Here is a 21,948-nt window from a genome sequence, read left to right on the forward strand (position 1 = left end):
CGTTGACCTTTTGTCTGAGCCGCTTTTGCGTGGTGCGTATATTTCAGACGCATAATCGTAGGCTTGTTGCTGCAATCCAGGCTGACATAAGTGGCAACGTTGTTTTTGAGAAATGAACTGACATGTTGAATAATCCCCGTTCTCACGGTCTCTGGGAAAAATCCGCTCCTGCCGCTCCGGTTACATCTGCCCTGCAAGGCGAGTTAAACGTTGACGTGGTTGTTGTAGGCGGTGGTTTTACCGGACTTTCAACCGCACTGAATTTGAGCGAACGCGGCAGCAAAGTTGCCGTGCTTGAAGGCGTTGAAATCGGTTTTGGCGGCTCCGGCCGCAATGTCGGTCTGGTCAATGCCGGTATGTGGGTTATGCCGGATGATCTGCCGGGAGTGCTTGGTCAGAAATATGGTGACCGTCTGCTTGAAGCGCTCGGCAATGGCCCGAAAATGGTTTTCGAGCGTATTGAAAAACACAATATCGCCTGTGAAGCGACCCGCACGGGTACATTGCATTGCGCTGTCGGTCAGAAAGGCCTGCGCGAATTGCAGGATCGTGCGGAACAGTGGCAACGCCGTGGTGCGCCGGTCACTCTGCTGAGCGCCGAAGAAACTGCAAAGAAAGTCGGCACCAAGGCCTATAGCGGCTCGCTGCTGGATATGCGTGCAGGCACCATTCAGCCGCTGGCCTATGTGCGTGGCCTTGCCCATGCGGCCATTGCTGCAGGTGCACAGATTTTCACCGGTTCTCCGGTGACTTCCACTGAACGTGTTGGCAATGACTGGGTGGTTCGCACAGCCAAGGGTTCGGTGCGCGCGCAATGGATCGTGGTGGCAACCAATGCTTATACACAGGCACCATGGCCGCAGATTCGCGCAGAAATTATGCATCTGCCTTATTTCAATCTGGCAACCAAGCCGCTGACCAAAGAGCAGCAGGCACAGATTCTACCGGAACGTCAGGGTGTATGGGATACCAAACAGGTGCTGTCGTCTTATCGTTACGATCAGGCTGGTCGTCTGGTGTTCGGTAGCGTTGGTGCATTGCGCAATACCGGCACAGGCATTCATACGGCATGGGCAAAACGCGAAATGAAGCGTCTGTTCCCGCAGCTTGGTAAAGTCGAATTTGATTATGAATGGTACGGCCTGATCGGCATGACCAATGACAGCCTGCCGAAATTCCATCGCTTTGATAAGAATGTGATTGGTTTCAGCGGTTATAACGGTCGCGGCATTGCCACCGGTACAGTATTCGGCAATGTGCTGGCACGTCATATCAGCGGTGAAATCAGCGAAGCTGATCTGCCATTGCCGGTGACTGAGCCGGAAACACAGTCCTTCCTCGGTATCCGCGAAGCCTATTATGAAACCGGCGCACAGATCGCGCATTTTGCCGGCGCTCGCTTCTGAGCGCCTAAATCAAAGAGCATGCTCGCTTCTGAGCGCCTAAATCAAAGAGCACGCAAGATTCTGAGCCAACTGCCAGAATAGATGAGGTTTTAACAGGGCATTGCTGGTTCAATGCCCTGTTTGTTTTTGTTTTCTGTGGTGACTTTATTCTTTGTCATAAACTTGTAGTGTTCATTTAATAAATGAACGGCGAGTAACCGGCTCGCTCCGGTGTCGGATGAATGATTTCAGGGATAAGAATCATGTTGCAGAAACGCACGTCACGTAAAACAGTTCTGGCTACTGCTCTGGCAGTGTTTATGGGCGCAACTGCGGTGAATGCAGAAACGCTCAATCTTTATACCTCGCAGCCGGAAGCTGATGCGACCAAAACCGTTGAAGCATTCCGCAAAGCCAATCCTGATATTGATGTGCAGGTATTCCGTTCCGGCACCAGCGATATCCTCAGCAAGCTGGCTGCTGAATTTGCTGCCGGTGCGCCGCAGCCGGACGTGCTGCTGATTGCCGATGCCGTGTCGATGGAACTGCTGAAAAAAGACAATCGTCTGAAAGCCTATGAAGGTGCGAAGACTGATGGTCTGACCGAAGGTTCGTTCGACAAGGACAAAACCTATTTCGGTTCCAAGCTGATCACCACAGGTATCGCCTATAACACACAGGCGAAAAGCAAGCCTGAAAGCTGGGCTGATCTCGGCAAAGAAGAATATAAAGGCCAGATCGTGATGCCGAGCCCGCTTTATTCCGGCGCGGCGGCTTATCTGCTCTCCGGTTTTGCACTGAATTCGGAACTTGGCTGGGATTATTTCGAAAAGCTGAAAGCCAATGAGCTGATCAGCGTGCGCGGCAATGGTGCTGTGCTGAAATCCGTTGCCAGCGGTGAAAAACCTTATGGTATCCTCGTAGATTTCATGGCGCTGAATGCCAAGGCAAAAGGCTCGCCGGTTGAGTTCGTATTCCCGAAAGAAGGCGTGCCTGCGGTGACTGAACCGGTTGCAATCATGGCGACTGCCAAGAATGTTGCCGGTGCAGAGAAATTCGTTGATTTCATTCTCTCCGACGATGGCCAGAAACTGGCGCTGGAGCAGGGTTATCTGCCTGCCAAGGAATCTGTTGGTCGCCCGAGCTGGTTGCCGGAAGGTACAAAAATCAACATCATGTCGATTGATACGCTCAAAGTTCTGGGTGTGACAGAAGCCGACAAGAAGCGTTTTTCTGAACTGTTCGGCGGTTAAGGCATTATTGGATGTCAGACAAAATATTTGGTCAGAGCCGGGATACGGCTCTGATTTTTCTTGTGGCGGCAGTGGTGTTCACGCTGTCTCTGTGGCCGATGTTGCGGCTGGCCAGCGAGATCATCGCGCCGAATGGTCAGCTCTCTGACAGTGCAGTACGGTCAGCACTTTCTTCAACCTCCACATGGGTTGCCACCCGTAATTCTTTAATCACCGGATTTGGCGGTACACTTGCTGCTGTTATCCTTGGCAGTGCCGTGGCGCTGCTGGTGAGCCTGACCAATATTCGTGGACGCGGCGTGTTCGTGCTGATGTTTGTGGTGCCGCTGCTGATTGCGCCGCAAGTGACTGCGCTGGCATGGCTGCAACTCTTTGGCCCCGCGAGCCCATTTCTCAAAATGATCGGCATGGCGCCGGAACTGGGCAGCCGTAATCCGCTCTATTCGACCACCGGCATTATTGTCCTGCTCGGCATTCAATATGCGCCGCTGGTGTTTCTGATTGTACGTGCCGGTTTGCGTAAATTACCGCGCGAGTTGGTCGAAGCCGCGTTAAGTAGCGGTGCCAGCAAATGGCAGGTAACGCGCACAATCATTGTGCCGCTGATGACACCATCGGTAATCGGTGCTTCTGCACTGGCTTTTGTTTCCTGTGTCGGTAATTTCGGTATTCCTGCTTTCTTGGGCATTCCGGCTAATGTGCTGGTGCTGCCAACATTGATTTATCAGAAACTCGCTGGTGGTGGCCCGTCTGTATTGTCAGAAGTTGCTGTGCTTTCACTGCTGATCGGTGTGATCGCAATGGCGGGTATCCTCTGTCAGGATTATATGGCGCGCCGCCGCGATTACCGTATTGCCTCAACCTCGCTACCTGCTGCGCCTTTTGAACTCGGCGCATGGCGTTTGACAGTTGAGATTGCCTGCTGGTTGTTGATTGCGGTGGTGCTGGTACTGCCAATGTTCGGCCTGTTGCTCACCGCATTGGTGCCTGCTTTTGGTATTCCGCTGAGCTGGCAGACGGCCACACTGGATAATCTAAAGTTTGTGCTGTTTGACCATGCAGGGGCTCGCCGTGCGTTGGTCAATTCATTCACCCTGTCGCTGGCCGCGGCCGGTTTTGCAGTGCTGGTGGCAGTGCCGCTCGGTTATCTCATCACATGGCGGTCGCGCTGGTGGACACGCTTGCTCAATCTCGCAGCCGAACTACCCTATGCTTTGCCTGGTGTGGTATTGTCGATCGCCGCATTGCTGATGTTCCTCAAGCCTTTGCCGGTTGTAGGACTGCATCTCTATAATACGATCTGGATTATTCTCTACGCCTATCTGGCACGGTTTCTGGTGCTGGCACTGCGCCCGACCATTACCGGTCTGCATCAGATTGACCGCGCTCTGGAAGAGGCGGCGCAGGTGGCCGGTGCAGGACTGCTGACACGCCTGCGCACCATTGTGTTTCCGCTGGTAGCACCGGCAACTTTGGCCGGCGGTGTGCTGATTTTCATGACAGCCTTTTCGGAGCTGACAGTTTCTGCGTTACTATGGTCATCAGGGTCGGAAACGCTGGGCGTGGTGATTTTCTCTTTTGAACAGGGTGGCGATTCACCCTATGCGGCTGCAATATCTGTGCTGGTCGTTTTGATTACATTCTTACTGATGCTGGTGACCAATATGTTCGCCAGATATCTGCCTGACGGAGTTCTGCCATGGCGGGATTGACTATCTCTCAGCTTTCCAAAAGCTTTAATGACACAAAAGTTTTGACCGATGTGTCGCTGGATATCGCCAATGGTGAATTCATTGCGGTGCTGGGGCCTTCCGGCTGCGGCAAGACCACATTGCTGCGTATGATTGCCGGATTTGAACAGGCGAATGACGGTGTAATCTATGTCGGCGATAATCTGGTGACCGGCAAAGGACAATTTGTTCCGCCGGAAAAACGCCGTGTTGGTATTGTGTTTCAGAACTATGCTCTCTGGCCGCATATGACTGTTTCGGAAAATGTCGGCTATAGCCTGAAAATCGCTAAGGTGGAAAAAGCCGAGCGTGAGCGCCGTGTGCAAGAGGCACTGAAGCTGGTTGATCTGCAGGGCTATGGGGATCGTCGTCCGGCCAATCTTTCCGGTGGGCAGCGTCAGCGCGTAGCATTGGCACGTTGTCTGGTGGCTGCGCCGTCGCTGGTATTGTTTGACGAACCTTTGGCCAATCTGGACGTGCATCTGCGTGCTTCGATTGAAGATGAGTTTGCGCGCTTCCATAAGCGCACCGGCACAACGATTGTGTATATTACGCACGATCAGGCCGAGGCGATGGCGCTGGCCGACCGTATTGCGGTGATGGACAAAGGCAAGCTGATGCAGTTTGCTTCGCCGAAAACGCTTTATAATGAACCGGCCAATGCGATGGTTGCGTCCTTTATTGCGCAGGGTATGGTGCTGCCTGCGGAGATTTTGAGCGTCAATGGCAGTGGCTTCTGTGAGGCCGTGGTGCTGGGGCAGCAGGTGCGGTTGCGCTGCCGTGCCGATGAAGTGGTGCGTAAAGACGCACAGATTTGTATCCGTGAAGATGATCTGGAACTGGTGAAACAGGACGGATTTGCCGTGCGGGTGACACGTTCGGTCTATCAGGGCGGTGCATCACGGATTGAAGCTGTTGCTGAACAGGCACCGGAGCTGAACCTGCATTTCAATCTGCCGGACCCGCTGCATCTCAAAGCGGATGATGTGGCGCAATTACGTATCCGGTCAGGCTGGGTAATACCGGAAGCAGGTGCGGTATGAAGATCAATCTCTATGGCGGTTTTGGTGAAAAAGGACGCTTAGGCGTTGGTATCAGCACAACGGCTACCAAGCTGCTGTTTGATATTGGCATTAAAGTCGGAGCCACTGGGCGTGATTATTATCCGTTGATTGAGGTGGATGCGATTGCTGCACTTGATGCTGTGTTGATCTCTCATGCCCATGAAGATCATGTCGGCGGGCTCTTGTGGTTGCTGGCGCAGGGCTTTCAGGGGTGTATCCTGATGACTGCAGAGACTTTGGCGGAAACAGCTCAGGCTCTGAAGAATTATGCCGAACAACAACATCTCGAGAATGTTGCATTTCCGCAGGAGCGTATTGAACTGTTCAAAGCTGGGGATGTGCTGACCATTGGTGATGCGGAAATCATCACGGGTCGTTCCGGTCATGTGGCTGGCGGCGTGTGGTTCTGTGTTGAGGCCGAAGGGCACAAGGTGCTCTATAGCGGTGATGTCGTGCCGGACAGTCCGGTTCTGGAAATGAATGCATTTCCGCAATGCGATCTGTTGTTGCTGGATGCCTCTTATGGTGCTGATGCGGTTTCGGGGGACACACGGGCACAGCAAATTCGCGAATGGATTTTGCAGAACCGTGACGGGTGTCTGCTGCCGACCCCACTCTCCGGTCGCTCGCTGGAACTGATGGCGCTGATGCCGGTTAATTTTGCTATTCATGCGGATATGCGTGCCGCACTGGCAGAGCAGATTGCAGCATCTGGTGCCCTGCGGGACGGCGTGGCCGGACGGTTGAAACAATTGCTGCATAATGCACAGGATTGGCGGGAAGATCAGGCGCTGCCGCGCTGTCCGCTGCTGACATTTGATGCGATGGGGCAGGCAGGGCCTTCCGCCTATGCGATGAACCGTGCGCTACGCACCGGCTGGCCGGTCTTGCTGACCGGCCATGTGCCGGAAGATACACCGGCTTTTGATATGCTGCGGGATGAACTGGCGGATTGGATAAGACTGCCGACCCACCCGACTTTGAGCGGTATGGTCGCGCTTTGGGAGCAGGCGGGTAAACCTGACATGCTTGGGCATTCCTGTTCCGCTACGTTGCTTAGCGAACTGGCAGAGCATATCCCGGTTGTGCGTCAGGATGTGAAGAGCGGTGATGTGATAGAGCGCATTCCGAAAAGTGTGAAGCGGTTTTCGGATTAAAATGCGCGTTAATTTAAAAAAAACAAAGCATTTCTAACAATGCAAACTCAACTGGAAATGCTTTGGAATTGGGAGAAGCCTGATGCGTATTTTGCTTTGTAACGATGACGGTATTGATTCGGAAGGTCTGGCTTTTCTGGAACGTGCTGCACGGGCGTTGAGTGATGATGTGTGGGTGGTGGCACCGGATGGTAAGCGCACAGCTGCGGGTGCATCCATCACCATCGGCAAACCACTGACCATGGTGAAACGTAGTGAGCAGCGCTATTCATGTTCCGGCACCCCCGCAGATTGTGTTGTGTCGGCGATGAGCTGGTTGTTCAAAGATCAGGCCAAGCCTGATCTGGTGTTGGCAGGGATTAATGACGGGCGCAATGTGGCCGAAGATCTGGCTTATTCCGGCACGCTCGGTATTGCCCGTGAGGCAACATTCTGGGGTATTCCTGCCATTGGTTTTTCACAGGTCAAACAGCCGCGCCGTGGCGAAGACGATCTGGCGGCGCTGGTGCAATTGTTACGCAACCTGTTAGAACAATGTGCTGACTGGCAGCGTGAAGGGCACTGGCTGAGCATTAATCTGCCGCATAGTTTGCCTGCGTCGGTGGCTCAGCCGCGCATTGGTCGGGACAAGATTGCATCCGCTTCTGAAGTGGTCAGCACAGATGGGGCCGAGACAGTGCTGCTGGTGCCGCGCGGTCGCCCGCATTCATCTTCTGAAGGCGATGATAATGATCTGATTGATCGCGGGTTTATCTGCATCAACCGGCTCAACTGGTTTGGTGAGACGGAACTAAGTGAGGGGCTTATCAGGTCTTTCGTGTCTGATCCAAAAGTCGCCTGACATGGCTGCAAATGGCGCTTTTCTGTGCTTCGGTACTCACGTACTCTTTGTACGCTCCGTTCCGATGCTCGCAAATCGCCATTTTCGCTCACGTCATCCGCTTTTTGATTCAGACACTTAGACAGATAAATTCGTCTTTTGATTCAGATATGAAAAAGGCCGCTGTTTTCAGCGGCTTTTTTATTTGGTTATTTACGTTTCATGGCTTCAAGCAGTGCTGCACCAAAACCACCCTGAGCTTCAGCAGGCTTTTCCTGCGGCTTGGGTGTGAAATGTTTCTGTGCCGGACGCTGTCCGCGTTCACCCATAGGCTTGGGGGCGGCTTCACCGCCGCCGTCTTTGCGCATAGTCAGACCGATACGCTTGCGCGGCACATCCACTTCTGTCACACGCACTTTCACCACATCACCGGCTTTCACCACTTCATGCGGGTCCTTGACGAATTTATCCGCAAGCTGGGACACATGCACAAGACCATCCTGATGCACACCGATATCAACAAAAGCACCAAAGGCGGCAACATTGGTCACAGTACCTTCCAGTAACATGCCGGGTTTGAGATCTTTAATATCGTCAATGCCATCGGCAAAGGTGGCGGTTTTGAATTCCGGGCGCGGATCACGCCCCGGCTTTTCCAATTCCGACAGAATGTCTTTTACGGTTGGCAGACCAAAGCGCTCATCGACAAAGAGCTTCGGATCAAGCGCACGCAACGCATTGGCGTCGCCCATCAGCGAGCGCACATCGCGGCCGCAGGCGGCAACGATTTTAGCAGCCACGCCATAGGCTTCAGGGTGCACAGATGAGGCATCAAGTGGCTCGGTACCGTTCGGGATACGCAGAAAGCCTGCGGCCTGTTCAAATGTGCGGTTGCCGAGACGGGCGACTTTGAGCAGGTCTTTACGCTTCTTGAACGGGCCGTTTTCATTGCGATGCGCAACAACGGCTTCGGCAAGCGATGTGCCAAGGCCGGACACACGGGCGAGCAGTGAAGCGGAAGCAGTGTTGAGATCAACACCGACAGCATTCACCGCATCTTCCACAACGGCATTCAGCATATGGGCAAGGCGTGCCTGATCCACATCATGCTGATACTGACCGACACCGATGGATTTTGGTTCGATTTTCACCAGCTCTGCCAACGGGTCTTGCAGGCGGCGGGCAATGGAAACCGCGCCGCGCAGCGACACATCAAGCTGCGGGAATTCTGCGGCGGCTGTTTCCGAGGCTGAGTAAACCGATGCACCGGCTTCTGAAACGATCACTTTAAGAGGCTTTGGTGCAGGCATGTCGCCCAATAAGTCAGCAACCATACGCTCGGTTTCACGGCTTGCGGTGCCGTTGCCGATAGCGATCAGCTCTACTTTATGCTTACGGATCAGCGAGGCGATTTCAGCCTGTGCACCGCGCAGATCGTTGCGTGGCTGGAACGGATAGACCGTTGCAGTGTCCAGTAGCTTGCCGGTACCGTCAACGATCGCCACTTTCACACCGGTGCGGATGCCCGGATCAAGACCCATGGTAGCACGGGAACCGGCAGGCGCTGCCAGCAGCAGGTCTTTCAGATTGCGGGCGAAAACATTAATCGCTTCTTCTTCCGCACGCTCGCGCAGATCGCGCATCAGATCGAGGGAGAGGGATAGCGAGAGTTTCACACGCCAGGTCCAGCCGATCACTTCCATCAGCCATTTATCACCGGCCAGCGTGCCGCCGACCTGATAGCTATGGGCGATCATCCGCTCAACCGGCTTGACCGGTGATGTATCTTGCTGATCAACAACAATGTCCAGTGTCAGGAAATCTTCATTGCGGCCACGCAACATGGCAAGCGCACGGTGACCGGCAACTTTGTTCCACTGTTCGCTATGGGCAAAATAATCGGAGAATTTTGCACCTTCAGTCTCTTTTCCGGCAACGACACGGGACTGCAGAACCGCATTGTCCTTCATGTAGCTACGCAGACGGCCAAGCAGATCAGCATTTTCGGTAATACCTTCGGCGATAATATCGCGCGCACCTTCAAGGGCGGCTTTTACATCGGCCACATCCGGTGTGATATAGGCAGTTGCCAGTTCGGCAGGCACAGCAGCGCGGTTATCGAGAATAGCCTGCGCCAGTGCACCAAGGCCACGCTCACGCGCGATCTCGGCACGGGTACGGCGCTTTGGTTTATAGGGCAGATAGATATCTTCAAGCTCAGCTTTGGTGCTGACCTTGGCGATTTTCAGCTCCAGCTCCGGTGTGAGCTTTTCCTGTGTACGGATGGAGTCCAGAATGGAAGTGCGGCGGGTTTCCAGTTCACGTAAGTAAGTCAGACGCTCGGACAGGTTACGCAATTGCGTGTCATCAAGACCACCGGTCACTTCTTTACGGTAGCGGGCGATAAACGGCACGGTCGAGCCTTCATCAAGCAGGCCGATAGCGGCAACCGCCTGTTCCGGTTTTGCATTGATCTCACCGGCAATGATGGCGGCAATCCGTCTGGTAATGTCTGTCATAAGAATCTCATGCTGATAATAACGCCTTTATCATAGAGCTTTGATGCGGCGCATTGAAGGCGGGAATCATATCCTTGCCGGAATATGACGCAGAGAGTTTCACGACTGAGCAATATTGTTTTGTGTATTGCAAAATTCTGATAAAATATTTGCTGTACTCATGATGAGGACGCACGGAACTTTTCAACTTAGAGTTATCAGCAGCCGTTAATGCCGTTTTACTCATATGCGCCTTGTTCTGGCACTAAAACCAACATTTTTTGGCCTTGTTTGCACAGGAAGTGCGGCCTGTTTTTCGCTGAGTGTATTTAATCACTGAAACTTAATCTTCAGATCAGGAGACAGGCAAATTATGGATGTGAGTAAACACCCCATAGCCATTGATCATGTGCCCGCATTTATTACGGCACCGGGACAGACCGATATTCTGTTTAATTTCGTCATTGTTTTTCTCATTTGCATGATCTTTGCCGTTGGCACCCTCTATCTCCGGCTTCATGCTTTGCCGGAGCAAATGGCACATCGTACCAATAAGGTGCAGTTGCAGGTTGTTGCGGTTCTGGCGCTGATTGCGCTCTTTACCCATAATCAGCTTTTCTGGATTGCTGCCCTGTTGCTGGCGATGATTGAACTGCCGAATTTTATTACGCCGGTAACCTCAATGGCCAAGTCTCTGAACAGGATTGCGCGCAGTACTTATGTGCCGCAGAACTATCCGCCTGCATCAGCGCCAGCCGCGCAACAGCCTGCTCCTGTAGCGGAAGCTGCCGCTAAACCAGTGGAAACAGTGCAGCCGCAGGCAGCTCAAGGCGGGCATTCATCTCATAATCCGGATCAGAACGGGGAGAAGCAATAATGTTGGAATTTCTTCTCTGTTCAATGGTGACGATTTTGCCGGATTATCTGTTCCGGCGTTATGGTCAGGGTAAACTTATCGGTCACCATATCACGCTTTATTCGGTGTGGTTTGAGCTGCGCTGGGGGATTACAGCCTGTCTTATTCTGACAATCTCTCTGATTACGATGATCTTTTATTATCATCCTTCCACATCCAATGTGACCGCCGCTTATCGCACGGTGACAATCCTGCCGGAAATTCCGGGGCGTGTTGAAGAGGTCTATGTGACCCGCTTTCAGAAAGTGAAAGCCGGTGATCCGCTGTTCCGCCTTGACAGCAGCAAGCAGGAAGCTGCGATGAAAACTGCAGAGCAGCGTATTGTTGAAGTGCAGGCAGAAACTGAGGTGGCGAAATCTGAGATTGCTGCAACAGATGGTGCGATACAGTCAGTTGAGGCCGCCTATTTGCAGGCGCAGATTGATCTCAATACACAGACTGAGTTGCAGCGCCGCAATCCGAATGTGGTTGCCCAGCGCGAGATTGATCGCCTGACATCCAGCCTTGAAGGGCGCAAAGGCGCACTGGCTGAGGCAATTGCCAGAAAGCAGACACTACAGACCAAGATCAGCACTTTATTGCCTGCGCAAAAAGCCAGTGCAGAGGCCGCACTGGAGGAAGCACGGGTGCAATTGGATAAAACCACTGTGCGTGCCGGTGTGTCCGGCACCGTGCAGCAGTTTACCTTGCGCACGGGTGAGGTGGTGAACCCGCTGCTGCGCCCTGCAGGAGTTCTGGTGCCGGATGATGCCGGACGGGGCAGGCTGGTTGCCGGTTTCAACCAGATTGAGACACAGGTCATCAAGACCGGCATGATCGCCGAAGTTACCTGTATCGGTCAGCCTTTTACCGTTGTGCCGATGGTGGTGACTGAGGTTCAGGATGTGATTGCAGGCGGGCAGGTGCGTGCCAGCGATCAGCTGGTTGATGTGCAGCAGCTGAGCCGTCCTGGTACGATTACCGCGACGCTGGAACCTCTTTATGAAAATAGTTTTGGCAATGTGCCTCCGGGCAGCAATTGCATTGCCAATGCCTATACCAGCAATCATGAAGAACTGCAGGCAGGCACAGCAGGGCCATTACGTTCGGCATTCCTGCACGCAGTGGATGCCACCGGCCTCGTTCATGCTGTCATTCTGCGCATTCAGGCGATTATGATGCCGGTACAGCTGCTGGTGCTCGGCGGACATTGATGCTGCTGAAAAAGACTAGAGCGGTTTACGTCCATGTTGGATCGCAGTGCTCGCTCTAGATTTCTTAGTTTGTCGCATTATCCCGGACTGTCCAAGTTAATCCAACTTGACTGTGAAATGCTCTAGTCAGCCGAAATGAAAAAACGGTGCCGGACTTATACTCCGGCACCGGTCTTGTGAAATTTACAGGTCTATCCGATTGATTCTCAAGTGATTCCCAAAACGAGAATAAATCGCTGATGCACGAGGCATTTTACAAAATGCCGTCGCAGTGAAGCAAATATCTCATACTTAAAACAGATGAGACATTCATAATATTGTTTTATGATTGGGAAAATTTGTTGGTAGCGGAGGACGGATTCGAACCGCCGACACAAGGATTATGATGCCTTATATCTTCATTGATTTTATAAGGTAATTTATATTCATGTTGCGCTCATGTCGCGTTTAATAGCTTTAACACCCGCAGTTAGCTTAAAAGGGCATGCTCGGCCGCTGCAAGCTCAGCAGCGTCATCACCACGGGGAAATAAGTGCCCATATGTATCTGCAGTCATGGTGACTGATGAGTGTCCCATGCGCTCTTGAACGACCTTGAGAGGTAATCCAAGGCCTCCATCTTCTAGGCGGTTAATGCACCACGACGCGTAGAAATGGCGCAGAGCATGAAGGCCTGTATATTTGGCTTTCACTTCCTGTCCGTCTTGTTGGGTGATGCCGGCTTTTATCTGAACGGGTATCAGGCCGCGATTGATGATGTTTGCGTGGCTCTCGATTTTACCTAAACCGTTCGGGAATACATAGTGAAGTTCCGTGACAGGATTGCCGTTAGGATCCAGTCTCACGGTTTCTCTGCGAGGGCAGGCTAATTTCCATTCACGCAATGTGTTTATGACAAGTGGTGGTACTGGAATAGTCCGTTCGCCTGCACCAGACTTCGGTCGACCAATTTCTCCAAATTCATCAGCGCGCTGATGTACATTGATAGCGCGCTTTTCAAAGTCCACATCCTGCCAGCGCAAACCTCGTAGCTCGGATGATCTCATGCCTGTAAAGATTGCAGTGATGAGCAATGGCTTCCAGCGGCCGTCTATGGCGTTAATAAGAGCTTTGATCTCTTCTCTGGTGGGAATGTCTATGCCGACCTTGATACGGCCATTCTGACGGCGCTCTGCCTGTCTATCTTTCCCCGTACGGCGTGTACCGCGCATATCTTTGACCGGATTGCGAATGGTAAGGCCGCGCTCCTGCGCATCGGCTAAGATTGAACCAAGAGAGCCAATGATTTTTTTAATCATGGCAGGCGATCGGTCTTCGTCGCGGAGCTTATCTTCAAACTCTCGAATAGCGGGAACATTCAAACGCGAAAGCAACGTATTGCCTATGAACGGGTCAATATGCAGTTTTACGTGTCTTTGGCGCTGGTTGATGGTGGAGCGCTCTAAGCTGTCATTTTCACCGCTAGCGATCCAGAAACCGCCTGCCTGTGCAACTGTTGCGCTTGCACTATCTGCAACGTGAACGCCTTCGCGCACTTCAATTTTAGCAGTGGCTGAGAATGCATCCGCTTCTTTTTTCTTCGCAAATGTTTTCAGGCGGCGTGTGCCCTGACTGTCAACGTAGTCGACAACCCACGCCTCTTTAATAATGCCTTTTGGGTTAGTCCATTTGCGTTTGCGTATCGACATTGCTTAATCAGTGAGGTCTGGATTTATTGTTTTGGGAGTATACTTCTCATCAATTTGATCGATGGAAAATTGAGCCTCTTCAATACGTGCAAGATGCCAGTCGTCGAGGCTTTCTCGAATGCGTTGTCGTGTTACCTCGTCGATGTCGGGGACACGGCCAGAGGCAATCCCTTCGACCGCTTCTAACAGACCGTCAGTTAATTCGTTGATAGCGTCTTCATGTCCTCTGACTTTACGAAGCGCTGTAAATAGGCCAAGCAACTCATTCAGTCTAACATCAAGAGGCATTGGCTCAGGGAACTCTTTTTCAAGAACACGCACTATTTCTGTGTTCATTGAGCGACCGTGTGCTTCCGCGAAGACTTTTATACGGTCTCTCAGCCCCGGAGGAAGTCGGAGTTGAAAGCGGTCAGCGATTTCACTTGGGTACTTATTTTTTTCATTCATTTGCAATGAGTGCAACTTGCCATCAAAAATGTCAAGAGTGCGACTTGATATCATGGTTAATTGATGGTAGCCATTGAATGTTGATGCGAGTTGCACCCATGAACATATAGGGAATTTAAGTCATGAGTAATAATACAAATTCAATGGAACTAATTTGGGAAGTTTCAGAAATTGGAAAGCTGATTGGGCGCAATGAGCGGCAGACGTTCCATTTGCTCAATACTGGCCAGCTTCCCGCGAAGAAGGTGGGTGGCAGATGGGTCGCTGAACGTAGCAAGCTGATTGCATTTTTCATGGATGATGCGGCATGAGCCAGAAATCAAAAGGCTCGGCAGAGGCGGCAACCTCAAAACCGAGCCAGAGTTCAAGCCAAACCATCGCAGGAATGAAGAACATGCAGAGGAATAACACAAAGGGTGTTCCGCAGGCAACTACGGGTGCAACGGTCAAGATAAACGAAGCTCTGTTCAATCTTGAGAATCCGATCAACGATTCAAAGAATATGGCTTCAATCCTCGGTGGGTTGCTCCATGATGTATTCGACAAAGATCATTCGTCCGTAACCGGCAATCGTGAGTTTTACTTTGTGTCTGAAAGTGATGCCTCGAATATCATTTTTGCGGCCGGCCAGCTGCAGCGCTTCATCAAGTCCAGTCTTGATACATGGAATGAAGCCCTTGATCACAGCGCGGGAGCAGGCCAATGCGCTTAATCCTCATTCTTATAGGTCGCGCTCACTTCGCTCTTGCCGATTGGCATCATAGACAGGCCACCCGCTGCGCCAAGTCCGCGCAGGCCAGAAAGAGGTCTGCATGAGTAAATCCGCAAAGGACTGGCTTAAGCGTCAAAAAATTGATGACAAGTCACTAAACACGATATTGGTAGGTTTGGTAGCCTCCTCTGTTGGTGGGGTATGTCAAATTACTCAGATGCGCCTTGCTAAGAAGGTCGGCATGTCCGAACGCCATGTTCGGCGTGGTCTGTCAGCATTAGAAGCGCTTGAAGTAATTGACCGATCAAAACAGTCTGAGTGGGGCAAGAGGGGGCGGTCGACAGACACGATTTACTTATCACTTGATCTCGACTTTAACCTACCGAAGGATGTCATTTTGTCCGCAAAAAACAACGCCGCATTAACCGGACATTTGTCCGGTGCTGCCCATGGCGTATTAAGCGGACAAATGTCCGGTGCGCCCACGATTTCCTATATAAGGAAGAATATATACGGTGATGACGGCGCACTACACCATCGCTGCATTGGGAGAATTTGGTGGGACAGTAATCGTGAACTTTGGCGCTCAATGCTTACGGTTGATGGCGAAGAACTTGACCTAGGACGGCACGAGACGAAAGGCCTCGCTGAAGCTGAAATTAACGTTGCTATTTGTGATTTAGAGTTCTGCTTCTCTCGCCCGGCAGGCACACCGGTAGATCCCCAAGTAGATCCTTTTCTCAAAAGCCTAACTGGTAAATGCCTTTGCGAGTTCGTGCTCGGTAGAAGCAAACACGCAGTCAACCAAAACGATCCGCGTAGCGGGTCGTCAGGGTCTGGGGGATTATCCCCCAGTCAGGAGTTTGAGGATGAAATCCTCATATTGCGAAGCAACAAGAACCTTGGTGCAGCATGAGTATAGATTTTTGTAAGATAATAATATTCCCACTCGATGCCAGAATTGGAAAGGTGCGGCGTACTGCCTCTCTGCTCTATAAAAAACATGGTGAAGATGCAGAGCTGTATTAGAAACAGGTCATTGCTGCTAACCGCAAACACCTCATCCGAATTGGTCTGACGGCCGAGCAGCAGCATGAACAGCTTTCAGGCTTTTCGCGCGCTGTCCAGCAAGAGTTGAATAGCATTGCAACATTATGGGGTGGAGGGTGGCATAATATTTATCAGTTTCATTGCCTTAGAAATGACAGCTTAGATTAATTAGAGTAAAACTCACCAATCCTTATAAAATTTGTAATTACAGTATTTAGGATGAGAGTTTTCCGCGGTTTAATCAACGTTGAAACTTCACCACAGATTGATCACAATCTACGCCGTAATATCCGCCCGTTATCATGGCGCAGGCAGGAATTAATGACTGCCACGAATGATAAAAAAATATTACGCACATTCTGAAATAACTATTAAATTTGAAGTCTCTTGCCAGTCATCGAGAGGTTTTGACCTGAAAAGGTCCTATCAGCAATTTTTCCAGTAACCGGTTTTGTTTTTGTTCTGCTTGCAATCAATGCAATAAAAAATATTCTGCATAATAAGTCCCGTTAACGGACGATGGCTGTGTTTCATACGACTTTATGGCAAACAACTAACCCTGTTGAATTTTTTAGTATGCTCAGTGACGCTGCGATTGCACTGTATGGTGTGATCATAGTCGCAGCCGGGATAACTTCTATGGAGTTGGTTCCAAAACGCCTTGCGGCGACTTTAGTTATGATAGGATCATTGGCGCAGCTGTTTGAACATTCTTAGTTCATTAGCGAAGTGGAGCAATGTATCAATGTATCGATTTTTAACTAATCCATCAGTTGCTCTTACTTCTGCAACCGTGTTGGGGCTTTTGTTGGCCTTGGTTGGGACATGGCTATTCAGTGGTGCATTGGCTTTCGCATTGACTAGTTTCGGCGTGGTATTGGTATATTTTGCTGGCGGTGTTCCCGCCGGATGGCGGGCGTTGAGTGTGTTGGTCCATGAGCGCGTACTCGACATCGATTTGTTAATGATTGTTGCAGCTATTGCTGCGGCGATTGTTGGTGCGTTTGTCGAAGGTGCTATTTTGCTGACGCTGTTTAGTTTGTCCACGACATTGGAAGAGCGTGCCATGGGGCGAGCGCGCCGCGCCATTGAAGCATTGATGGCGTTACGGCCTGAAATCGCTTTACTTAAACTAGCAGATAGTTCGATCAAAGAAGTGCAGGCAGCAAGTCTTCGTGTTGGAGATATTGTTATCGTTCGGCCTGGCGCACGAATACCCTCTGACGGAACAATAGCAAGCGGAAGTGGAGCGCTGGACGAGTCTACGATTACGGGTGAATCTATGCCTGTGCGCAAAGAAACTGGTGCTAAAGTTTTTGAGGCAACGGTCAATCTTGATGGCGTACTTGAGATTAGGATTACTAAAACTGTTGAACAAAGTACTGTGGCACGCATGATTGAGCTAGTCACACAAGCTCAGGCAGCGAAAGCTCCTTCAGAACGGTTCAGTGTTTGGTTTGGGCAACGTTATACAGTTGCCGTTTTAATGGTCTCGCTGATTGCTCTTGGCATTTTCTATTGGTTTGGGAATGACTGGGAAGCTGCATTATACTTTGCAGCAACTTTGCTTGTAGCCGCGAGCCCGTGTGCGATAGTCATTTCGGTGCCAGCAGCAATTTTGTCCGCTCTATCATCAGCTGCACGGGGAGGCGTTTTATTTAAAGGTGGGGCAGCGCTTGAGACACTTGCAGCAGTTAATATCTTTGCTTTCGACAAGACTGGAACGTTGACAACCGGGCGTGCAGAAGTAACTGGAGTTGTTCCTCTAGCTGATGATGAGATGAGTTTTTTATCCGCACTAGCTAGTATTGAAGCCAATTCCGAGCATCATATTGCCGACGCCCTGAGGCGCGAAGTGCTCCGTCGAGAGGTGAAACTACATGATGTTTATGATGTGAAAACAATTCCAAGCGCTGGCATTGTTGGACGTGATATGGACGGCCCTATTTGGGCAGGTAATCGTCGAATGGCCCATAATATGGGTGCTCTTCTTGATGATGAGCGCTTTAAAAACTTACAGGACGGAGCAGAGACAGTTGTTTATCTTGGGCGTGGGGCGCTTGTTTTAGGTGCGATCAGTATCGCGGACAAAGTACGTGAAACTTCAGCTGGAGCACTTGTCGCTTTGCGAGAAAACGGCGTTAAGACCATCGCAATGATGACAGGCGATAGACAGGCAGTGGCGCTGCGTATTGGCAAGCTGCTTGGATTCAAGCCAGATGAGATTCATGCCGAGATGTTGCCAGAGGATAAGGTGAGGCTGGTTGCAGAAATGGCTAGTGGTGGGAAAGTTGCATTTGTTGGTGATGGTGTGAATGATGCAGCGGCACTAGCGCGCGCCGATGTCGGCATTGCGATGGGGGCGGCAGGATCTGAAGTTGCTTTACAGGCTGCTGATGTCGCTCTGCTTTCAGAGAATATGGAAAGATTAGCGGCAGCCCATCGTCTTGCCAGGCGAACCGTATCAATAATTCGTCAAAATCTTATTTTTGCGATTTGTATGATGTGTGTTTTGGTTGTGGGTGCAGCTTTTTTTGAATTGCCATTGCCTTTGGCGGTACTTGGCCACGAGGGGGGCACGGTTCTTGTGGTGCTCAACGGGTTGAGACTCTTAAGCGACCCAATTAGAAGTACGATAAGCGTCTTTGCCGATCAAAATCTTCTGAAAGATAATACTCGTAATAAATAGCTGCGAAGATTGTTTAGGTCGGCGTCGGTTCACTCCACTAATGTTTTGGAATAAATAGTAATTCTGCAGCTAAAAAACACATCTAATTTGTTATATTTTGGGGAGAATAAACGATGTTGCAAAGTATCCTGCTGAACTAGCCATAGCAGTGAGAAGCAGACCCCACACCATATCAACTATACTTACTGATAAGGACCAATTTTTTAACGTAGCGAGATTTGTCATATCATAGGTGCCATAAGCAATAAGCCCAAGAATGGCACCATTAATAACAGCAGTAAGCCAGCTGTTTGAGTTGAGAGCAGGTATTACCGCAAAATAAATAATCCCGCCTACATAAACGAGATAGAAAAGACCCGCTACAGTGAAATTTGGCTGATCCATTAGGATGTTGGCCATTCGTGGGCGGTAAAACAAGCTTGTCATCTTTGACAGCCAGATAAAGTCAACAACAAAGAACACTATGGCAGTCGTAGTATATGCAATTATGGCCTGTTTTAACATTGCAGATCTCATCTTTGTTATATTCAGGATTCGTTAGCCGCTAAATTCCAAGCACAGGTTGCACTAAACGAACAATCCATGAGCGGAAACGTAACGGGGCATCTGTAACCGCCAGACAAATGCAATCAGCGTCCGATGTAGCTATAGGCTGATGAATAATATCGGAATTTGCCTCTTCGATATCGCCGCGAGTAAAACTCTCGTCGCCATCGATAAAACTTCCGCTAAGAACAAGTGTCAATTCCCGTCCGCCATGACCGTGCTCAGGAACCGGCTTGCCGGCAGGTATCTTGAGCAGGCGTACGGTTGATGAATTGTCGCTGGTCGGAATGACAATATGACTGGCTCCGCGACCAAGAGCGCGCCATTTCAGCTTATCGACATCTCCTCCGAGATAAGAGCGTAATGGCTGAGGTAAAACAGGTGCCTGAGGTTGTGGTTCCGGCCGTTCTTGCTTGGTCTTTAGTGATGTCTTTGCCAATCTCGACCGAACCGCCTCCCATGCTTTATCCACAGACGTATCAGCAGGTAGTTCCTCAAGCAATTTTCCGCCCAGACATTCATAGTTTTTAAGACGAAAACGGCATGAAGGGCACAATGATAAATGTGTGGCTACGGCAATGCTCCAGCCCTCGCTTAAGGTGCCGGCAGCATAGCTTTCAAGCAACGCATCGCTTAAATGATGATGTATATTCATGACGCTCTCCCTAAGTGTTTGAGGGAAAGACGCAATTTTTCAAATGCCAGTCGCATTCGTGATTTAACTGTACCAAGCGGAATATTCATTTTCTCGGCAATAGCACTTTGAGAGTGATTATCATAAAAAGACATTTTTATAAGCTCGAACTGTTCCTTCGGTAATTTTTCCATTGCTTGCTGTAATTCATTACTTGATTGCTGCATTATGATTAGAGCATCAGCGGGTATTGTTTCATCAGGAACAAAAGCCGGATCATCCGGGTCAAATTCGGGTCTTTTCTCTCGTCTTACAGCATCAATGCGCAAATTTCGTGCAATCGTAAAAATCCATGTTGAAAGCGCTCCTTTGAGCGGATCAAAACGGTCCGCTTTGTGCCATACAGTGATCATTGTTTCCTGCATCAGCTCTTCTGCGAGCTGTTCATCAGTCGTAAGCCGCAACATGTAAGATTTAACACGCGGCGCAAAGTATTTAAAAATCACCTCATAAGCATCAATATCGCGATCCAATGTGACAGCTTTCATTAATACTTCGAGTTTCCCAATCTCCGCATTGGGGGTGGTTTTTTTCATTTTGAAACATTCCCGCCTGAATCGGAGCAGCATAGATCTGCGCTCTGCAATTCCTTTGTATTTGTTGTGCCACGATTGCGGCTGGATGGAAATGTTTGTTTTCATGCCATCTTTACGGAGAAAATCAGCAAACGGATCACGACATCAAAATAATTTAAAAAAAGAGATCCGAAACGTCGTACGGCGCGTATTGGAATATATAAAAAACAAAAGGAATAGCCGTGAGCAGTTCTCACTCATTCTCTGAAAATAAAAAACACATTGCTGTCATCGGATCAGGTATTTCCGGATTGTCTGCAGCATGGCTGTTGAGCAAAACTGCGCGGGTCACCATTTATGAAGAGAATAACCGTTTAGGCGGGCATTCCAATACGATTATGGTTCCGTGCGGACAAAACGAGATTGCCGTTGATACGGGCTTTATTGTTTATAATGAGCGGAATTATCCCAATCTTGTCGCATTATTTGAAACATGCGGGGTTGAGACACAAAAATCCAATATGTCATTTGCCGTATCACTCAATGAGGGCGGGCTGGAATACTCCGGTTCTGGCATCAACGGTTTGCTTGGTCAGCGGCGTAATATCATTCGTCCCCGTTTCTGGTTTATGGTCAGGGATGTGTTGAGGTTTTACCGCGAGGCGCCTTCTGTTCTGGATAGTGAACATTACGCGCAGACTAGCCTTGGCGAATATCTTCGTTCTCATAATTATGGTAATGATTTTGTTGAAAATCATCTGCTGTCTATGGGGGCTGCAATCTGGTCTGCGGGCGCGGATGAAATGCGGGCTTATCCTGTGCAAGCCTTTGTGCGCTTTTTTGTCAGCCACGGATTGCTCAGTCTTAAAAATCGCCCGCAATGGCGCACTGTTACGGGTGGCAGCCGCCGTTATGTTGAGCGATTGGCACAGGCAATATCCGGTGACATCAGGCTTGATGCCAAGGTTGTGCGCATCAAGCGCACTCCTGACGGCGTCATGGTGACAGATAACAAAGGCCATACAGAGCGTTTTACCGATGTTGTTATTGCCGCGCATGCGGATCAGGCGCTTGCAATGTTGGATGATCCCAGCTTTGAGGAGCAGAAACTGCTTGGTGCTTTTCGTTACACAGCCAATAGCGCCGTTTTGCACTCCGATACGTCACTTATGCCAAGGCGCAGGCGGATCTGGTCGAGCTGGAATTATACCGGCGATCAAAAGAATGCAGAAAAGCAACCTTTATGTGTGACATATTGGATGAATAAGCTTCAATCTCTTGATAAGAAATACCCGCTTTTTGTTACGCTTAATCCGACTAAGCCGATCGTTGGTGAAAAAATTATCAAGGTGATTGATTATGAGCACCCGCTTTTTGACCTTCGAGCATTGGAAGCGCAGCGTGCGCTGCATGTCCTGCAAGGCAAGCGTAATACATGGTTCTGTGGTGCGTATTTTGGCTATGGTTTTCATGAGGATGGTTTGCAGGCAGGGCTTGCAGTGGCAGAAGGGCTGGCTGGTTTGAAACGACCTTGGAATGTACCAAACGCATCCTCCAGAATTTCACAGCCGTCTGAGAGTGAGGCATCATAA

General features: G+C 50.3%; 20 protein-coding genes. 13 read left to right on the forward strand and 7 right to left on the reverse strand.

All coding sequences use genetic code 11. From position 1 onward, the window contains the following. Positions 1–122 precede the first annotated feature (122 nt). The 6 genes from BKD14_RS10610 to BKD14_RS10635 all read left to right on the forward strand — a co-directional run bounded on the left by BKD14_RS10610 (position 123) and on the right by BKD14_RS10635 (position 7,430). Entirely contained in the window at positions 123–1,406 is a 1,284-nt protein-coding gene (locus BKD14_RS10610; RefSeq protein ID WP_075655931.1) for an FAD-binding oxidoreductase, read from the forward strand. A gap of 299 nt (positions 1,407–1,705) precedes the next feature. After that, the gene (locus tag BKD14_RS10615; RefSeq protein WP_075656352.1) at positions 1,706–2,638 is read left to right on the forward strand and encodes an ABC transporter substrate-binding protein; all 933 of its coding nucleotides are present in this window, start codon (positions 1,706–1,708) and stop codon (positions 2,636–2,638) included. An 11-nt stretch (positions 2,639–2,649) separates the two neighbouring features. Then, on the forward strand, positions 2,650–4,350 hold the full coding sequence (locus tag BKD14_RS10620; RefSeq protein ID WP_075655933.1) for an iron ABC transporter permease: 1,701 nt from the start codon (positions 2,650–2,652) through the stop codon (positions 4,348–4,350). Then, entirely contained in the window at positions 4,338–5,411 is a 1,074-nt protein-coding gene (locus tag BKD14_RS10625) for an ABC transporter ATP-binding protein (protein WP_075655935.1), read from the forward strand. The genes BKD14_RS10620 and BKD14_RS10625 overlap by 13 nt, the downstream gene beginning before the upstream one ends. Further along, positions 5,408–6,589, forward strand: coding sequence for an MBL fold metallo-hydrolase (locus tag BKD14_RS10630; protein WP_075655937.1), 1,182 nt, complete (start codon positions 5,408–5,410; stop codon positions 6,587–6,589). The genes BKD14_RS10625 and BKD14_RS10630 overlap by 4 nt, the downstream gene beginning before the upstream one ends. Positions 6,590–6,671: 82 nt before the next feature. Further along, positions 6,672–7,430: a 5'/3'-nucleotidase SurE gene (locus BKD14_RS10635; RefSeq protein WP_075655939.1), complete on the forward strand. Its 759-nt coding sequence runs from the start codon at positions 6,672–6,674 to the stop codon at positions 7,428–7,430. A gap of 188 nt (positions 7,431–7,618) precedes the next feature. On the opposite strand, the gene BKD14_RS10640 is transcribed toward BKD14_RS10635, so the two are convergent. Both BKD14_RS10640 and BKD14_RS19110 read right to left on the reverse strand, forming a co-directional pair. Further along, positions 7,619–9,928, reverse strand: coding sequence for a Tex family protein (locus BKD14_RS10640; RefSeq protein ID WP_075655941.1), 2,310 nt, complete (start codon positions 9,926–9,928; stop codon positions 7,619–7,621). Positions 9,929–9,935: 7 nt separating this feature from the next. Next, positions 9,936–10,154: a hypothetical protein gene (locus BKD14_RS19110; protein ID WP_139316399.1), complete on the reverse strand. Its 219-nt coding sequence runs from the start codon at positions 10,152–10,154 to the stop codon at positions 9,936–9,938. Between the two features lie 126 nt (positions 10,155–10,280). On the opposite strand from BKD14_RS19110, the gene BKD14_RS10645 reads away from it, so the two are divergent. Continuing rightward, the gene (locus tag BKD14_RS10645) at positions 10,281–10,784 is read left to right on the forward strand and encodes a hypothetical protein (protein ID WP_075655943.1); all 504 of its coding nucleotides are present in this window, start codon (positions 10,281–10,283) and stop codon (positions 10,782–10,784) included. Continuing rightward, positions 10,784–12,016, forward strand: a complete 1,233-nt coding sequence (locus BKD14_RS10650) for an HlyD family secretion protein (protein ID WP_075655945.1) — start codon at positions 10,784–10,786, stop codon at positions 12,014–12,016. Before BKD14_RS10645 ends, BKD14_RS10650 begins: the two co-directional genes overlap by 1 nt. Positions 12,017–12,485: 469 nt before the next feature. Here the strand turns inward: BKD14_RS10650 and BKD14_RS10655 are convergent, their stop codons facing one another. Beyond that, positions 12,486–13,703 (reverse strand): site-specific integrase, encoded by a 1,218-nt coding sequence (locus BKD14_RS10655; protein WP_022709084.1) that lies wholly within the window; start codon positions 13,701–13,703, stop codon positions 12,486–12,488. 3 nt (positions 13,704–13,706) lie between these two features. Beyond that, positions 13,707–14,246 carry an Arc family DNA-binding protein gene (locus tag BKD14_RS10660; RefSeq protein ID WP_116087857.1) on the reverse strand — a complete coding sequence of 180 codons (540 nt, stop codon included), beginning with the start codon at positions 14,244–14,246 and terminating at the stop codon, positions 13,707–13,709. A 26-nt stretch (positions 14,247–14,272) separates the two neighbouring features. Between BKD14_RS10660 and BKD14_RS10665 the strand changes: the two genes are divergently transcribed. From BKD14_RS10665 to BKD14_RS10685, 4 genes are all read left to right on the forward strand, one after another. Further along, positions 14,273–14,461: a hypothetical protein gene (locus BKD14_RS10665; RefSeq protein ID WP_022709082.1), complete on the forward strand. Its 189-nt coding sequence runs from the start codon at positions 14,273–14,275 to the stop codon at positions 14,459–14,461. Further along, complete coding sequence (locus BKD14_RS10670) at positions 14,458–14,862, forward strand: hypothetical protein (protein WP_139316400.1); 405 nt, start codon at positions 14,458–14,460, stop codon at positions 14,860–14,862. The genes BKD14_RS10665 and BKD14_RS10670 overlap by 4 nt, the downstream gene beginning before the upstream one ends. Before the next feature lie 100 nt (positions 14,863–14,962). Next, the gene (locus BKD14_RS10675) at positions 14,963–15,778 is read left to right on the forward strand and encodes a hypothetical protein (protein WP_075655949.1); all 816 of its coding nucleotides are present in this window, start codon (positions 14,963–14,965) and stop codon (positions 15,776–15,778) included. An 879-nt stretch (positions 15,779–16,657) separates the two neighbouring features. Beyond that, entirely contained in the window at positions 16,658–18,601 is a 1,944-nt protein-coding gene (locus tag BKD14_RS10685) for a cation-translocating P-type ATPase (RefSeq protein ID WP_075655953.1), read from the forward strand. 90 nt (positions 18,602–18,691) lie between these two features. Here BKD14_RS10685 and BKD14_RS10690 read toward each other — a convergent pair whose 3' ends face one another. From BKD14_RS10690 to BKD14_RS10700, 3 genes are read right to left on the reverse strand one after another with little or no spacing between them, the layout of a single operon-like run. After that, on the reverse strand, positions 18,692–19,105 hold the full coding sequence (locus tag BKD14_RS10690) for a DUF2177 family protein (protein WP_028233176.1): 414 nt from the start codon (positions 19,103–19,105) through the stop codon (positions 18,692–18,694). Between the two features lie 40 nt (positions 19,106–19,145). Beyond that, positions 19,146–19,802, reverse strand: coding sequence for a ChrR family anti-sigma-E factor (locus BKD14_RS10695; protein WP_075655955.1), 657 nt, complete (start codon positions 19,800–19,802; stop codon positions 19,146–19,148). Further along, positions 19,799–20,377 carry a sigma-70 family RNA polymerase sigma factor gene (locus BKD14_RS10700; protein WP_051138947.1) on the reverse strand — a complete coding sequence of 193 codons (579 nt, stop codon included), beginning with the start codon at positions 20,375–20,377 and terminating at the stop codon, positions 19,799–19,801. The genes BKD14_RS10695 and BKD14_RS10700 overlap by 4 nt, the downstream gene beginning before the upstream one ends. Before the next feature lie 221 nt (positions 20,378–20,598). On the opposite strand from BKD14_RS10700, the gene BKD14_RS10705 reads away from it, so the two are divergent. After that, the gene (locus tag BKD14_RS10705; RefSeq protein WP_022709073.1) at positions 20,599–21,948 is read left to right on the forward strand and encodes an NAD(P)/FAD-dependent oxidoreductase; all 1,350 of its coding nucleotides are present in this window, start codon (positions 20,599–20,601) and stop codon (positions 21,946–21,948) included.

Source organism: Pseudochrobactrum sp. B5 (genome assembly GCF_001939785.1).
Lineage (GTDB): Bacteria > Pseudomonadota > Alphaproteobacteria > Rhizobiales > Rhizobiaceae > Pseudochrobactrum > Pseudochrobactrum saccharolyticum.

Bases quoted from the DNA above. Each gene is read 5' to 3' on its own strand.
- BKD14_RS10640 (WP_075655941.1), bottom strand. From the start codon at position 9,928: ATGACAGACATTACCAGACGGATTGCCGCCATCATTGCCGGTGAGATC.
- BKD14_RS10690 (WP_028233176.1), bottom strand. From the start codon at position 19,105: ATGTTAAAACAGGCCATAATTGCATATACTACGACTGCCATAGTGTTC.
- BKD14_RS10665 (WP_022709082.1), top strand. From the start codon at position 14,273: ATGAGTAATAATACAAATTCAATGGAACTAATTTGGGAAGTTTCAGAA.
- BKD14_RS10700 (WP_051138947.1), bottom strand. From the start codon at position 20,377: ATGAAAAAAACCACCCCCAATGCGGAGATTGGGAAACTCGAAGTATTA.
- BKD14_RS10645 (WP_075655943.1), top strand. From the start codon at position 10,281: ATGGATGTGAGTAAACACCCCATAGCCATTGATCATGTGCCCGCATTT.
- BKD14_RS10625 (WP_075655935.1), top strand. From the start codon at position 4,338: ATGGCGGGATTGACTATCTCTCAGCTTTCCAAAAGCTTTAATGACACA.
- BKD14_RS10620 (WP_075655933.1), top strand. From the start codon at position 2,650: ATGTCAGACAAAATATTTGGTCAGAGCCGGGATACGGCTCTGATTTTT.
- BKD14_RS19110 (WP_139316399.1), bottom strand. From the start codon at position 10,154: ATGAGTAAAACGGCATTAACGGCTGCTGATAACTCTAAGTTGAAAAGT.
- BKD14_RS10675 (WP_075655949.1), top strand. From the start codon at position 14,963: ATGAGTAAATCCGCAAAGGACTGGCTTAAGCGTCAAAAAATTGATGAC.
- BKD14_RS10685 (WP_075655953.1), top strand. From the start codon at position 16,658: ATGTATCGATTTTTAACTAATCCATCAGTTGCTCTTACTTCTGCAACC.
- BKD14_RS10650 (WP_075655945.1), top strand. From the start codon at position 10,784: ATGTTGGAATTTCTTCTCTGTTCAATGGTGACGATTTTGCCGGATTAT.
- BKD14_RS10635 (WP_075655939.1), top strand. From the start codon at position 6,672: ATGCGTATTTTGCTTTGTAACGATGACGGTATTGATTCGGAAGGTCTG.
- BKD14_RS10670 (WP_139316400.1), top strand. From the start codon at position 14,458: ATGAGCCAGAAATCAAAAGGCTCGGCAGAGGCGGCAACCTCAAAACCG.
- BKD14_RS10610 (WP_075655931.1), top strand. From the start codon at position 123: ATGTTGAATAATCCCCGTTCTCACGGTCTCTGGGAAAAATCCGCTCCT.
- BKD14_RS10630 (WP_075655937.1), top strand. From the start codon at position 5,408: ATGAAGATCAATCTCTATGGCGGTTTTGGTGAAAAAGGACGCTTAGGC.
- BKD14_RS10695 (WP_075655955.1), bottom strand. From the start codon at position 19,802: ATGAATATACATCATCATTTAAGCGATGCGTTGCTTGAAAGCTATGCT.
- BKD14_RS10655 (WP_022709084.1), bottom strand. From the start codon at position 13,703: ATGTCGATACGCAAACGCAAATGGACTAACCCAAAAGGCATTATTAAA.
- BKD14_RS10615 (WP_075656352.1), top strand. From the start codon at position 1,706: ATGGGCGCAACTGCGGTGAATGCAGAAACGCTCAATCTTTATACCTCG.